Source organism: Bradyrhizobium sp. HKCCYLRH2060 (assembly GCF_051168135.1).
GTDB lineage: Bacteria > Pseudomonadota > Alphaproteobacteria > Rhizobiales > Xanthobacteraceae > Bradyrhizobium.
Genome location: NZ_JBNPUK010000010.1, coordinates 40,043 through 53,008 on the forward strand (window position 1 = coordinate 40,043; position 12,966 = coordinate 53,008).

Annotated in this window: 13 protein-coding genes; 9 read left to right on the forward strand and 4 right to left on the reverse strand. The window is 66.3% G+C overall.

The genetic code is table 11. The features are described from left to right. Window positions 1–143 precede the first annotated feature (143 nt). Together ACQR10_RS19895 and ACQR10_RS19900 are read left to right on the forward strand one after the other, a co-directional pair. Entirely contained in the window at window positions 144–1,799 is a 1,656-nt protein-coding gene (locus ACQR10_RS19895) for an OFA family MFS transporter (RefSeq protein WP_315805413.1), read from the forward strand. A 166-nt stretch (window positions 1,800–1,965) separates the two neighbouring features. Then, window positions 1,966–2,217 carry a hypothetical protein gene (locus ACQR10_RS19900; protein WP_434885733.1) on the forward strand — a complete coding sequence of 84 codons (252 nt, stop codon included), beginning with the start codon at window positions 1,966–1,968 and terminating at the stop codon, window positions 2,215–2,217. Between the two features lie 25 nt (window positions 2,218–2,242). On the opposite strand, the gene dapA is transcribed toward ACQR10_RS19900, so the two are convergent. The 4 genes from dapA to ACQR10_RS19920 all read right to left on the reverse strand — a co-directional run bounded on the left by dapA (window position 2,243) and on the right by ACQR10_RS19920 (window position 4,345). Continuing rightward, entirely contained in the window at window positions 2,243–3,193 is a 951-nt protein-coding gene (gene dapA, locus ACQR10_RS19905; RefSeq protein WP_316177706.1) for a 4-hydroxy-tetrahydrodipicolinate synthase, read from the reverse strand. Then, on the reverse strand, window positions 3,190–3,465 hold the full coding sequence (locus ACQR10_RS19910) for a hypothetical protein (protein WP_316177708.1): 276 nt from the start codon (window positions 3,463–3,465) through the stop codon (window positions 3,190–3,192). The genes dapA and ACQR10_RS19910 overlap by 4 nt, the downstream gene beginning before the upstream one ends. A 136-nt stretch (window positions 3,466–3,601) precedes the next feature. Beyond that, window positions 3,602–3,886 carry a hypothetical protein gene (locus ACQR10_RS19915; RefSeq protein ID WP_316177710.1) on the reverse strand — a complete coding sequence of 95 codons (285 nt, stop codon included), beginning with the start codon at window positions 3,884–3,886 and terminating at the stop codon, window positions 3,602–3,604. An 18-nt stretch (window positions 3,887–3,904) separates the two neighbouring features. Next, a complete protein-coding gene (locus ACQR10_RS19920) occupies window positions 3,905–4,345 on the reverse strand; it encodes a hypothetical protein (RefSeq protein WP_316177712.1) in 441 nt (146 codons plus the stop codon). Between the two features lie 297 nt (window positions 4,346–4,642). Between ACQR10_RS19920 and ACQR10_RS19925 the strand changes: the two genes are divergently transcribed. From ACQR10_RS19925 to ACQR10_RS19955, 7 genes are all read left to right on the forward strand, one after another. Continuing rightward, complete coding sequence (locus ACQR10_RS19925) at window positions 4,643–4,798, forward strand: hypothetical protein (RefSeq protein WP_316177714.1); 156 nt, start codon at window positions 4,643–4,645, stop codon at window positions 4,796–4,798. Between the two features lie 10 nt (window positions 4,799–4,808). Next, on the forward strand, window positions 4,809–4,898 hold the full coding sequence (locus tag ACQR10_RS19930) for a K(+)-transporting ATPase subunit F (protein WP_042340291.1): 90 nt from the start codon (window positions 4,809–4,811) through the stop codon (window positions 4,896–4,898). A 34-nt stretch (window positions 4,899–4,932) separates the two neighbouring features. Continuing rightward, window positions 4,933–6,636 carry a potassium-transporting ATPase subunit KdpA gene (gene kdpA, locus ACQR10_RS19935; protein WP_316217673.1) on the forward strand — a complete coding sequence of 568 codons (1,704 nt, stop codon included), beginning with the start codon at window positions 4,933–4,935 and terminating at the stop codon, window positions 6,634–6,636. Window positions 6,637–6,652: 16 nt separating this feature from the next. Beyond that, on the forward strand, window positions 6,653–8,773 hold the full coding sequence (gene kdpB / locus ACQR10_RS19940) for a potassium-transporting ATPase subunit KdpB (protein WP_316217672.1): 2,121 nt from the start codon (window positions 6,653–6,655) through the stop codon (window positions 8,771–8,773). 114 nt (window positions 8,774–8,887) lie between these two features. Then, window positions 8,888–9,490 carry a K(+)-transporting ATPase subunit C gene (locus ACQR10_RS19945; RefSeq protein ID WP_315805419.1) on the forward strand — a complete coding sequence of 201 codons (603 nt, stop codon included), beginning with the start codon at window positions 8,888–8,890 and terminating at the stop codon, window positions 9,488–9,490. A gap of 55 nt (window positions 9,491–9,545) precedes the next feature. Continuing rightward, complete coding sequence (locus tag ACQR10_RS19950) at window positions 9,546–12,263, forward strand: sensor histidine kinase KdpD (RefSeq protein ID WP_316217671.1); 2,718 nt, start codon at window positions 9,546–9,548, stop codon at window positions 12,261–12,263. Beyond that, a complete protein-coding gene (locus tag ACQR10_RS19955; RefSeq protein WP_316177718.1) occupies window positions 12,260–12,949 on the forward strand; it encodes a response regulator transcription factor in 690 nt (229 codons plus the stop codon). The genes ACQR10_RS19950 and ACQR10_RS19955 overlap by 4 nt, the downstream gene beginning before the upstream one ends. Window positions 12,950–12,966 lie beyond the last annotated feature (17 nt).

The window sequence follows — 12,966 nt, forward strand, 5'->3', positions numbered from 1 at the left end:
ATCGAGGCAGTGATGAGCGTTTGTGCGTTGCAAGACTGCTCTGGTACGCGATAGCGGGCGGGGTGAGTGGGCGTATTGATTCTGATCAAGGGGACAGAACATGACGTTGTTGCGTTGGGCGAGAGTCCGTAGGGGAGGAATGCATGGCTACCATTGAAAGCGCGGGCACGCTCCCGGGCGCGCAGGCGGGGATCTTCGATCGTGAGCACACGGTCGCCAAGGCCGGGTTCAACCGCTGGCTGGTTCCTCCGGCTGCGCTGTGCATCCATCTGTGCATCGGCATGGCCTATGGCTTCTCGGTGTTCTGGCTGCCGCTGTCACGCGCGATCGGCGTGACCAAGACCCAGGCCTGTCCGGACATGTCCCTGGTGCAGGAGCTGTTCACGACGAGCTGCGACTGGAAGGTCGCGAGCCTCGGCTGGATGTACACCCTGTTCTTCGTGCTGCTCGGCGCCTCCGCGGCGATCTGGGGCGGCTGGCTCGAACGGGCCGGACCGCGCAAGGCGGGCGCCGTCGCGGCCTGCTGCTGGGGCGGCGGCCTGCTGTTCGCAGCGCTCGGCATCTACGTGCATCAGCTCTGGATGATGTGGCTCGGTGCCGGCGTCATCGGCGGCATCGGCCTCGGCCTCGGCTACATCTCGCCGGTGTCGACCCTGGTGAAATGGTTCCCGGACCGGCGCGGCATGGCGACCGGCATGGCGATCATGGGCTTCGGCGGCGGCGCGATGATCGGCGCCCCGCTCGCCAACCTGCTGATGAACTACTTCAAGACCCCGACCTCGGTCGGTGTCTGGGAGACCTTCGTCACGATGGGCGTGATCTATTTCGTGTTCATGATGATCGGCGCCTTCGCCTATCGCGTCGCTCCGGTCGGCTGGCAGCCCGAGGGCTGGACGCCGCCGGCAGTGAAGAAGGCGATGATCTCGGAGCACCATGTGCATCTCGACAACGCGCACAAGACTCCGCAGTTCTGGCTGGTCTGGTGGGTGCTCTGCTTGAACGTGTCGGCAGGCATCGGCGTGATCGGCATGGCCTCGCCGATGCTGCAGGAGATCTTCGCCGGCAAGCTGATCGGTTTGCCCGACGTCAGCTTCAACCAGCTCGACGCCACCCAGAAGGCGGCGATTGCGGGCATCGCGGCAGGCTTTGCCGGCCTGCTGTCGCTGTTCAACATTGGCGGCAGGTTCTTCTGGGCGTCGCTGTCGGACCACATCGGCCGCAAGAACACCTATTACTGCTTCTTCCTGATCGGCATCGTGCTCTATGCGCTGGCGCCGACCTTCGCAGCGATGGGTTCGAAGCTGCTGTTCGTGGCGGCCTTCGCCATCATCCTCTCGATGTATGGTGGCGGCTTCGCGACGGTCCCGGCCTATCTGGCCGACCTGTTCGGCACCCAGTTCGTGGGCGCCATCCACGGCCGTCTGCTGACGGCCTGGGCCACGGCCGGCATCATCGGTCCGGTGGTCGTCAACTACATCCGCGAGTTCCAGCTCGCCGCCGGCGTGCCGCGCGACCAGCTGTACAACACGACGATGTATATTCTCTGCGCCATGCTCCTGGCCGGCCTGATCTGCAACTTCCTGATCAAGCCCGTCGATGACAAGTGGAACATGAGCGCGGACGACGTCGCGAAGTACCAGGCGGAGCTCGCCAAGAACGAGTCGGCGATCCAGCACGGGTCGTTCGGCATCGGCAAGGGTGGCCTCGACGTCAAGGCCGGCTTGTTCTGGGCCTTCGTCGGCGTGCCGCTGGCATGGGGTGTCTGGAAGACGCTGGAAAGCGCGGTCAAGATCTTCTGATCCGAACCGGATCGGAGCGTGCGGGGCGGCCGGTTCGGCCGCCCCGTTTTTTTGGGCGACTTATGCTTTTCCTATGAGAGATGAAGTCAGCCCGTCTCGCATTCCTACGGCGAGGGGCTCCATCTTCCGCTTTGCCGGCCGGATGTCGCGCCGGCCTTGGCGGAGAATGAACATGAGCTCGGTCGAACCGTTTCGCGACGTCCGTGGCGCTTACGTCGCCTGGGCCCTGCGGCCTTCGCGCCTGATCAAGACGCTGCGCAAGACTGTCAGGGCCATCCGTGCGGCGATTGCCGTAGCCAAGCTCCGGCGCCTGCGCAACGAGTTGCTCTTCCGGCGCGGCTCTGGAGCGACGATCGAACTCGACGCCAGGCATCGGCCGCAAGCGCCTTTGCTTCTCGGCGACAAATGGGACTTCTGAGGCCTTCGGCCTGCGGATCGCCCTCTCAAAGCTGTGCTGCGTGCTTCGGAGACGTCGCGGCAGACGAGGCGCTCAGCCGCGCCATCGCTTGTCCGATCATTGTCTTCGCCGCCCCGTCAAGCTCGGTCAACGGCAAGCGCACACCGGCCGCAACAAGGCCCTGCAGGCTCAGGGCATATTTCAATGCCGCCGGCGCATCGCGATTGAACGCCTCGATCAGCGGCAGCAACCTGCCGTGCAGCCGTCGTGCCGCGCGCCAGCGCGCGCGCTGGCAGGTGGCGAACAGCACGTTGCAGAGCTCCGGCGCGACGTTGGCCGCCAGCGAGAAGCAGCCATCGCCACCAGCGGCCGCGAACGGCACCGCCGCCATATCGTCGCCCGACAACAGGCGAAAGCCGGGTGGCGTCAGTGATCGCAGATGAACGGCGCGCGCGGTATCACCGGTGCTGTCGCGCAAGCCGACGAATTGCGCCCATCGCGACAGGCGGATCAGCGTCTCGTCCGGCAGCGCGCGCCCCGTGCGCGAGGGGCAATCATGCAGGATGACCGGCAGTGTGGTTGAGTCTCCGACCGCGCGGAAGTGCGCGTAGATGCCCTCTGCCGTAGGCCGGTTGTAGTAGGGGACCACCGACATGATCGCATCGGCGCCCGCGGCCGCCGCCTGCCGGGTGTTTTGCACGGCCTGGAGCGTCGCGTTGGAGCCCGCGCCGGCAATGACGCGAACCCGATTGCAGGCCGCGGTCACAGCCGCGCGAATGACCGCTTCGCGCTCCGCTGCCGTCAGCGTGGACGCTTCACCCGCGGTCTCGCAGACCAGGATCGCACTGGCGCCGGCTTCGATCTGCCGCTCGCACAATCGGGCGAGTGCGGCGATGTCGACTGCGCCGGTCGCATCGAACGGCGTCGGAATGTCTGCGATCGTGCCGGTCAGCCATCGTGCGGCAGGTCCACGCGGCGGCGTCGGGGCGGCACTCATGCGATCGGCCGCCGGCTGCTGCCAAACAACAGTCCGACGGGCGCGAAGCGTCCGTTGGTGTCGAGCTCGATCGTGCGCGACAGCTCGACGATCGTCTCCGGATGATGGCCATTCTCGAACAGTGCATATTTCATCGCTTCGGCGCGGCTGACGAACAGGCCGCCATAGAGGCCGTTCTGCTCCTGGGCAACCCATTGGCCGCAGCTATTCCGACCGATGAGGACGAGGGCGGCAGCAGGCTTGTGACACGACGGAGGTTCGACGAGCTTCATGGACGTGGTCCTTCTGGTTCAAGCGCGCATCTCGTGAGATGACGTTGCGTTGGTTCATCGAATATCGCGGTGTACGGATAGGAATTCGAGGCGGCGGAGCGGTCGACGTCATAGGCGCCGCGTAGGCACGCGCCGGTCAGGATTCCGAGAGCTGGTTGAGTGCCATGACGCCGCAGTAGAGCGAGAGATAGCCGACCATCTCGTCCCAATGATTGAGGCTTGCGTTGAAGACGCGCTCACGGCGCAGCGTGGCGAGCACGGCACATAGGATGACGGTCATCCAGAGCAGGGCAGCGAGGCTGCGCCCGAAGCCGATGCTGCCGAACGTCGCGAACAGAACGAGGATCGCGGTTCGCAGCCCGAAGCGAAGCAATACTCTGGCCGGGGACAGCTCCACGGGCTCGCCGGCCGGGAGGATCATCGCCGCGCTCTCGTCCTCTCAGAAATTGTCGCAGCAGAGCAGGGTTGCGAGCACGGGCTCGGCGGAGCGTTCTCCGGAGACGGGCAGCGTCGGCTCGAGGCGACGCGCCTCGGCGGCTGCGTGGAGAATGGCGAGGGCGAGATCGGTGTGTCTGGCCTCGGCGCAATGGTCGAGCCAGTCCGGCAACTCGCGTCGTTGTGAGAGCGCGCAGTGCCATTCGCCGTCATCATAGGCGAGGCGGCGGAGCGACCATCGCGGCAATTGCAGCGCGATCAACTCCAGCGCGGCATCGATCCGGGCCTCCGCCTGCATCATCCGGCCGATCCGGATCCGGCGCCGTCCGCGCGCCGACAGCGGCGAGACGCCATCGTCCTCGCCGAGAAGGTCGGTCAGCAGCGCGGCTGTTTCCTGCGCGGCCTGCCGTGGCTCGGCGAAATCTCGGGGTGTCGTGACCGGCATGATGATGCTCCGTCGTGATTGAGCGACGGCCCGCACCGGGCCGTGCCAACAATCTGGCGGCAGCGGCCGTAGGAATGCGAGACGGGCGAGGCCAGGAAGAAATAAGCGGCGCATAAGCGTGCGGCGCCACCGTGGGCGCTCCCTATGCAGCGGCGCTCATCGTCGGCCGGCTTCGGCCGCGGAATGCCGCGATCTTTATGAGATTCCTATAACTTTGCCGGCGGCGCGGTCTCGAAAACCTATGGTTCCGAATGCTATCTGTGCCGATGCAACGGACCGCGGGGCGCGGATGGGGGTTTGATCCATCACAAGTTGCGCGCTCCCGCAGACCCTACGCTTTGCGCGCCTCGCGCGCATGAGGAGCACACCATGCTGGACATCCTGATGCTGGCGCTGGCCGCCGGCTTATTCGCCCTGGCGATCGGCTACACCTACGCCTGCGAGCGGCTCTAGGAGACGAGCCATGATCTTCGACTATTCGCTCGCCGGCGCGGTGTCGCTCGGCCTTCTGATCTACCTCACCTACGCGCTGTTGCGGCCCGAGCGGTTCTGACCGCCACCGTCGCACCTTCAAGGACAACATCCCCATGACCGTGATCGGCTGGATCCAGATCCTGCTCTACTGCGCCGTCATCGTCGCGCTCGCCAAGCCGCTCGGCTGGTACATGACGCGCGTCTTCAATGGCGAGCGCACCTTGCTGTCGCCGGTGCTGCGGCCGGTGGAGGCCGCGATCTACTGGATCGGCGGCGTCGACGAGCGCCGCGAGCAGCATTGGCTGACCTACACGGTCGCAATGCTGCTGTTCCATGTCGGCGGCTTCCTGATCATCTACAGCGTGATGCGGCTGCAGGCCGTGCTGCCGTTCAATCCCGCCGGACAGTCCGCGGTTGCCGAGGATCTCTCCTTCAACACCGCGATCAGCTTCCTGACCAACACCAACTGGCAGAACTACGGTGGCGAGAGCACGCTCTCTTATCTCGTCCAGATGCTCGGGCTCACGCACCAGAACTTCCTGTCGGCCGCGACGGGCATCGTGCTCGCGATCGCGCTGATCCGCGGCTTTTCACGGGCCTCGGCGCGGACCGTCGGCAATTTCTGGGTGGACGTCACGCGCTGTACCCTCTACGTGCTGCTGCCGCTCTGTATCATCTACACGCTGTTCCTGGTGTCCCAGGGCATGCCGCAGACGCTCGGGCCCTATGTCGAGGCGACCACGCTGGAAGGGGCGAAGCAGACCATCGCGGTCGGCCCGGTGGCCTCGCAGGTCGCGATCAAGATGCTCGGCACCAATGGCGGCGGCTTCTTCAATGCCAACGCCGCGCATCCGTTCGAGAACCCGACCGCGCTGTCGAACTTCATCCAGATGCTCTCGATCTTCGCGCTCGGCGCCGCCCTGACCAACGTATTCGGCCGCATGGTCGGCAACCAGCGCCAGGGCTGGGCGCTCCTCGCCGTGATGGGCGCGCTGTTCATCGCCGGCGTCGCCATCACCTACTGGGCCGAGGCCAACGGTACGACCACGCTGAACGCGCTGGGACTGACCGGCGGCAACATGGAAGGCAAGGAGGTCCGCTTCGGCATCGTCGCGTCGTCACTGTTCGCGGTGATCACGACGGCCGCCTCCTGCGGCGCGGTCAATGCCATGCATGACAGCTTCACCGCGCTTGGCGGCATGATCCCGCTGGTGAACATCGAGCTTGGCGAAATCATCGTCGGCGGTGTCGGCGCAGGCATGTACGGCATGCTGCTGTTCGTCGTGCTCGCGATCTTCGTCGCGGGCCTGATGGTCGGTCGCACGCCGGAATACGTCGGCAAGAAGATCGAGGCCCGCGAGGTCAAGATGGCGATGCTGGCGATCCTGATCCTGCCGCTGATGATCCTGGGTTGGACCGCGGTCGCCGTGGTGCTGCCCTCCGCCGTGGCGTCGATGGCCAATGCCGGCCCGCACGGCTTCACCGAGGTGCTCTATGCCTACACCTCGGCCACCGGCAACAACGGCTCGGCGTTCGCAGGCCTGACCGGCAACACCTTCTTCTACAATCTGACGCTCGCCTCTTCGATGTTCGTCGGCCGCTTCTTCATGATCATCCCGGCGATGGCGATCGCCGGCTCGCTCGCGCAGAAGAAGTCGATCCCGCCCTCGGCCGGCACGTTCCCGACCACCGGCGGCCTGTTCGTCGGCCTCGTCGTCGTCGTCATCCTGATCATCGGCGGCCTCACCTTCTTCCCGGCTCTCGCCCTCGGTCCGATCGTCGAGCATCTCGCGATGACCGCCGGCACCGTGTTCTGATTTCGGAGCGACCTCCATGGACACCATCAAACTGCAGAAGCGCTCGTCGATGTCGACGATGCTCGACCCGAAGATCGTGCTGCCGGCCATCAAGGCCGCGGTGGTCAAGCTCGACCCGCGGCTGATGATCAGGAACCCCGTGATGTTCGTGGTCGAGGTCGTCGCGGCGCTCACCACGGTAATCTTCCTGCGCGACGTCGCGACCGGCGGCGCGAATCTCGGCTTCACCTTCCAGATCATTCTCTGGCTGTGGTTCACCGTGCTGTTCGCCAATTTCGCCGAAGCCGTCGCCGAAGGCCGCGGCAAGGCGCAGGCGGATTCGCTGCGTAAGACGCGCACCGAGAGCCAGGCCAAGCTGCTGACGGGCACGAACCCGGCCGACCACACCTACAAGCTCGTGCCCGGAACCAGCCTGAAGGTCGGCGACCTCGTGCTGGTCGAGGCCGGCGACACGATCCCTTCCGATGGCGAGGTGATCGAGGGCGTCGCCTCGGTCAACGAGGCTGCGATCACCGGCGAGTCGGCCCCCGTCATCCGCGAATCCGGCGGCGACCGCTCGGCGGTGACCGGCGGCACGCAGGTGCTGTCGGACTGGATCCGCGTCAGGATCACCGCGGCCCAGGGCTCGACCTTCATCGACCGCATGATCAAGCTGGTCGAGGGAGCCGAGCGACAGAAGACGCCGAACGAGATCGCGCTCAACATCCTGCTCGCCGGCCTCACCATCATCTTCGTGTTCGCGACGGTGACGATCCCGAGCTACGCGGCCTATGCCGGCGGCTCGATTTCGGTGGTGGTGCTGGTGGCGCTGTTCGTGACCTTGATCCCGACCACGATCGGCGCGCTGCTGTCGGCGATCGGCATCGCCGGCATGGACCGCCTGGTGCGCTTCAACGTGCTGGCGATGTCCGGCCGCGCGGTCGAGGCCGCCGGCGACGTCGATACGCTGCTGCTCGACAAGACCGGCACCATCACGCTTGGCAATCGCCAGGCGACTGCGTTCCGTCCCGTTCGGGGCGTCAGCGAGCAGGAGCTGGCTGACGCGGCGCAGCTCGCCTCGCTCGCCGACGAGACGCCCGAGGGACGTTCCATCGTGGTGCTGGCAAAGGAGAAGTATGGCATCCGCGGCCGCGACATGGCCGAGCTCGGCGCCACCTTCGTGCCGTTCACGGCGCAGACCCGCATGAGCGGCGTCGATGCCGGCGGTTCCTCGGTGCGCAAGGGCGCGGTCGACGCCATCCTCAACTCCATCGGCGGCGGCGGCCCGACCCAGCCCGTCTCCGGCAACACGGCGCGCGCGGTCCAGCCGGTCGAGAGCGAGCTTGTCCGCGAGATCCGTGCAATCTCCGACGACATCGCCAAATCCGGCGGCACGCCGCTCGCGGTCGCCAGGGACGGGCGCCTGCTCGGCGTCATCCAGCTCAAGGATATCGTCAAGGGCGGCATCCGCGAACGTTTCGCCGAGCTGCGCCGGATGGGCATCCGCACCATCATGATCACCGGCGACAACCCGATGACCGCGGCGGCGATCGCCGCCGAAGCCGGCGTCGACGATTTCCTGGCGCAGGCGACCCCCGAGGACAAGCTCAAGCTGATCCGAGACGAGCAGGCCAAGGGCAAGCTGGTCGCCATGTGCGGCGACGGCACCAACGACGCGCCGGCGCTGGCGCAAGCCGATGTCGGCGTCGCCATGAACACCGGCACGCAGGCCGCGCGCGAGGCCGGCAACATGGTCGATCTCGATTCCAACCCGACCAAGCTGATCGAGGTGGTGGAGATCGGCAAGCAGCTCTTGATGACGCGCGGCGCGCTGACGACGTTCTCGATCGCCAACGACGTCGCCAAATATTTCGCGATCATCCCGGCGATGTTCCTGGCGTTCTACCCGCAGCTGAACGTGCTGAACGTCATGAACCTCGCGAGCCCGCAGAGCGCGATCCTGTCGGCGATCATCTTCAACGCGCTCGTCATCATCGCGCTGATCCCGCTGGCGCTGAAGGGCGTCGCCTACCGCGCCATCGGCGCCGGCGCGCTGCTCGGCCGCAACCTGATGATCTATGGCCTGGGCGGCATCATCATCCCCTTCATCGGCATCAAGGCAATCGACCTGATCGTGACCGCCTTGCACCTGGCTTGAACCACCACTGGCGTGATTGCGAGCGAAGCGACGCAATCCAGAGTCTCGTACACAGCCCTGGATTGCTTCGTCGCTTCGCTCCTCGCAATGACGCCGCGACACAGGAGATCTCCCATGCTCAAAGAAATCCGTCCCGCCATCCTGGTCCTGCTCGCGCTGACCTTGATCACCGGGCTGCTGTATCCGCTCGCCATGACCGTCGTCGCCGGCACCATCTTCCCGGCGCAGGCCGAAGGCAGTCTGATCACGCGCAACGGCCAGGTGATCGGCTCGGCGCTGATCGGGCAGGAATTCAAGGACGACAAATATTTCCACGGCCGTCCGTCGGCGACCTCGGCCGCCGATCCGAACGATGCGACCAAGACGGTGCCGGCGCCCTATAACGCCGCCAACTCCTCCGGCTCCAATCTCGGCCCGACCAGCAAGGCGCTGGCCGACCGCGTCAAGGAGGATGTTGACAGGCTGAAGGCGGAGAATCCTGGGCAGGCCGTGCCGGTCGATCTGGTGACGACCTCGGCGAGCGGGCTCGATCCGGACATCTCGCCGGAGGCGGCGCTGTTCCAGGTGCCGCGGGTGGCCAAGGCGCGCGGCTTGCCGGAGGCCAGCGTTCAGGGCCTGATCGCCCAGCAGACTAAGGGCCGTCTGCTCGGACTGCTCGGCGAACCCCGCGTTAACGTGCTTGCGCTCAATCTGGCGCTCGACGCTGCCAAGCCGTAGTGAGGCCTTAGAGGTCCCGGCCTTGGCGCCGAAGTTCCTCCGTCTATAATGCCGCATGGCCAGTCAACGCCGCGATCCTGACCAACGTCCCTCGCCGGAAGCCCTGCTCGAAGCGGCCCGGCGGGAGGACAGTCCTGCCGGCAAGCTCAAGATCTTCGTCGGCGCCGCCCCCGGCGTCGGCAAGACCTATGAAATGCTGTCGAGCGCGCATGCCAAGCTGAAGGCCGGCGTCGATGTCGTCATCGGCTTCGTCGAGACGCATGGCCGCGCCGAGACCGAGGCGCTGGTCCGCGGCCTGGAGGTCGTCCCGCGCAAACGTATTTCCTACAAGGACCAGATCGTCGAGGAGATGGATCTGGATGCCGTGATTGCGCGCCGCCCGAAGCTCGCCATCGTCGACGAGCTCGCGCACACCAATGCTGTCGGCAGCCGCCACCCCAAGCGCTATCTCGACGTCGAGGAGCTGCTGTCGCACGGCATCGATGTCTACACGGCGGTCAACGTCCAGCACATCGAGAGCCTCAACGACGTCGTCGCCCAGATCACCCATGTGCGCGTGCGCGAGACCGTGCCGGATTCGATCCTCGACCGCGCCGACGCCATCGAGCTGATCGACCTTACGCCCGACGACCTGATCCAGCGACTGAAGGAGGGCAAGGTCTATGTGCCCAAGCAGGCGGAGCGCGCGCTGGAGCATTATTTCTCGCCCGGCAACCTGACCGCGCTGCGCGAACTTGCGCTGCGTCGGACGGCCGAGCGCGTCGACGAGCAACTGCTCACTCACATGCAGGCCAACGCCATTGCGGGGCCCTGGGCGGCCGGCGAGCGGATCCTCGTCTGCGTGTCGGAGGATCCGCGGGCGACAGGGCTGGTGCGCTACACCAAGCGGCTCGCCGACCGTGTCCATGCGCCGTGGACCGCCGTGACCATCGAGACCCGGCGCAATCTGCAGCTCAGTGACAGGCAGCGCGACCGGCTCGCCGATACGCTGCGGTTGGCCGAGACCCTCGGCGGCGAGGCGCTGACGATTCCGGGCGTCGGCCGGCGTATCGCCGATGACCTCATCGGCTTCGCGCAGGCCAACAACGTCACCCAGATCATCATCGGCAAGTCGAGCCGCTCGCGCCTATTCGAGATCATCAGGGGCTCGGTGGTGCATGACCTGGTCAGGCGCGCCGGCAACATCAGCATCCACGTCATCGCCGGCGAGGAGGCGCCCGACACCGCGGGCAGCTCGGTGCAGACGCGGCCGCGCAGCGAGCCGCTGCAGCCGAAGCCCTATGTGATGGCGCTGCTGATCACGGCTGTCGGCCTTGGCCTCGCCGAGCTGATCCAGCCCGTCTTCGGCATCGAGAACGTCGATCTCGTGTTCCTCACGGCGGTGGTCGGCGTCGCCGCACGCTACGGCCTGGGACCGTCGCTGCTGGCGAGCCTCGCCGCCTCGCTCTGCTACAACTTCTTCTTCCTCCCGCCGCTGTATACGTTCACGATCACCGATCCGACCAACATCGGCGCGTTCTTCTTCTTCATGCTGATCGCGATCCTGGTGTCCAACGTCGCCGCGCGCGTTCGCGTTCAGGCTGACGCCGCCACCCACCGCGTCCGGACCACCGAGCAGCTCTATGCCTTCAGCCGCAAGCTTGCGGGCACCGCGACCCTCGATGACGTGCTGTGGGCCACGGCCTATCAGGCGGCGCTGATGCTGAAGGTGCGGGTCGTGCTGCTGTTGCCGCAGGACGGCAAGCTCACGGTCATGACCGGCTACCCGCCGGAGGATCAGCTCGACGACGCCGACCTCGCCGCCGCGAGCTGGGCCTGGAGCAACGACCGCGCCGCCGGCCGCGGCTCCGACACGCTGCCGGGAGCCAAGCGGCTGTTCCTGCCGATGCGCACCGGCCGCGGCCTGATCGGCGTCATCGGCATCGACGACGACCGCACCGGGCCGCTGCTGACCCCCGACCAGCGCCGGCTGCTCGACGCCCTGGTCGACCAGGGCGCCCTGGCGATCGAGCGCGTTCTGCTGGTCGAGGACATGGACAAGGTCAAGCGCACCATGGAGCAGGACCGGCTGCGTTCGGCGCTGCTCACCTCGATCTCGCACGATCTGAAGACGCCGCTCGCCTCGGTGCTCGGCGCGGCCTCGACGATGCGCGATCTCGCGGCCAGGCTGTCCGACAAGGAGAAGCTCGACCTGCTCGCCACCGTGATCGACGAATCCGAACGGCTGAATCGATTCATCGCCAACCTCCTGGACATGACCAAGCTGGAATCCGGCGCGATCGTGCCGAACGCCGCCCTCCATGACGTCGGCGAGATCGTCGGCAGCGCGCTGCGGCGTGCCGGCAAGATCCTCGCCGGTCATCATGTCTCGCTGGTACTGGCGCCCGATCTGCCGATGGTCGAGGTCGACGCGGTGCTGTTCGAGCAGGTGCTGTTCAATCTGCTCGACAACGCCGCCAAATATGCGCCTCCCGGGACCTCGATTGCGATCCGTGCGGCCCGCGACAGCAACTGGATCGTGCTCGAGATCCGTGACGAAGGCGACGGCATTCCCGCCGCGGAGGTCGAGCACGTGTTCGACAAGTTCTATCGCGTGCAGAAGGGCGACCAGGTGCGGCCCGGCACCGGACTTGGGCTTGCGATCTCGCGTGGCTTCATCGAGGCGATGCATGGCCGCATCTTCGCCGGCAACCGTACCGATCGGCGCGGTGCGGTCCTCACCATCCGCCTGCCGGTGCCGGCGCAGGCCAGACCGCTGGATACGGCCGCATGACCGGCGCTCCGATCAAGGTGCTCGTGATCGACGACGAGCCGCCGATCCGCAAGCTGCTGCGGATGGGCCTGACCACGCAGGGCTACGAGATTCTCGAGGCCTCCAACGGCAGGAACGCGCTGGAGCTGCTGAGCCAGGAGCCGGCGCTGATCATTCTCGACCTTGGCCTCCCCGACATCGACGGACTCGAGCTGCTGCGAACCATCCGTGGCCGCAACGAGGCCGTGCCGGTCGTGGTGCTGTCCAGCCGCGGCGACGAGGCGGGCAAGGTCCAGGCGCTCGATCTCGGCGCCGACGACTACATCACCAAGCCGTTCGGCATGGATGAATTGCTGGCGCGCCTGCGCGCGGCGCTGCGGCACCAGCTGCAGGTGCAGGGAGAGCGGCCGGTGTTTCGCACCGGCGACCTCTCGGTCGATCTCGTCCGCCGCATCGTCAAGGTCGGCGAGCGCGAGGTCAAGCTGTCGCCGAAGGAGTACGATCTGCTGCGCGTGCTCGTGCAGCACGCCGGCAAGGTGCTGACGCATCGCTTCCTGCTCAAGGAGCTGTGGGACGAATTGACCGACGCGCAATATCTGCGCGTCTATGTGCGCCAGCTCAGGCAGAAGATCGAGGCCGATCCCGAGCGCCCGCAATTCGTGTTGACCGAGACCGGCATCGGCTATCGCTTGCGTGCGCCGGATTAGCGCTTCTTCATGTGAGC

Excerpts from the sequence above, each read along its gene's own strand:
- ACQR10_RS19915 (WP_316177710.1), bottom strand. The coding sequence starts at position 3,886 with ATGATCCTCCCGGCCGGCGAGCCCGTGGAGCTGTCCCCGGCCAGAGTA.
- dapA (WP_316177706.1), bottom strand. The coding sequence starts at position 3,193 with ATGAGTGCCGCCCCGACGCCGCCGCGTGGACCTGCCGCACGATGGCTG.
- ACQR10_RS19900 (WP_434885733.1), top strand. The coding sequence starts at position 1,966 with ATGAACATGAGCTCGGTCGAACCGTTTCGCGACGTCCGTGGCGCTTAC.
- ACQR10_RS19910 (WP_316177708.1), bottom strand. The coding sequence starts at position 3,465 with ATGAAGCTCGTCGAACCTCCGTCGTGTCACAAGCCTGCTGCCGCCCTC.
- ACQR10_RS19930 (WP_042340291.1), top strand. The coding sequence starts at position 4,809 with ATGATCTTCGACTATTCGCTCGCCGGCGCGGTGTCGCTCGGCCTTCTG.
- ACQR10_RS19920 (WP_316177712.1), bottom strand. The coding sequence starts at position 4,345 with ATGCCGGTCACGACACCCCGAGATTTCGCCGAGCCACGGCAGGCCGCG.
- kdpA (WP_316217673.1), top strand. The coding sequence starts at position 4,933 with ATGACCGTGATCGGCTGGATCCAGATCCTGCTCTACTGCGCCGTCATC.
- ACQR10_RS19955 (WP_316177718.1), top strand. The coding sequence starts at position 12,260 with ATGACCGGCGCTCCGATCAAGGTGCTCGTGATCGACGACGAGCCGCCG.
- kdpB (WP_316217672.1), top strand. The coding sequence starts at position 6,653 with ATGGACACCATCAAACTGCAGAAGCGCTCGTCGATGTCGACGATGCTC.
- ACQR10_RS19950 (WP_316217671.1), top strand. The coding sequence starts at position 9,546 with ATGGCCAGTCAACGCCGCGATCCTGACCAACGTCCCTCGCCGGAAGCC.
- ACQR10_RS19895 (WP_315805413.1), top strand. The coding sequence starts at position 144 with ATGGCTACCATTGAAAGCGCGGGCACGCTCCCGGGCGCGCAGGCGGGG.
- ACQR10_RS19945 (WP_315805419.1), top strand. The coding sequence starts at position 8,888 with ATGCTCAAAGAAATCCGTCCCGCCATCCTGGTCCTGCTCGCGCTGACC.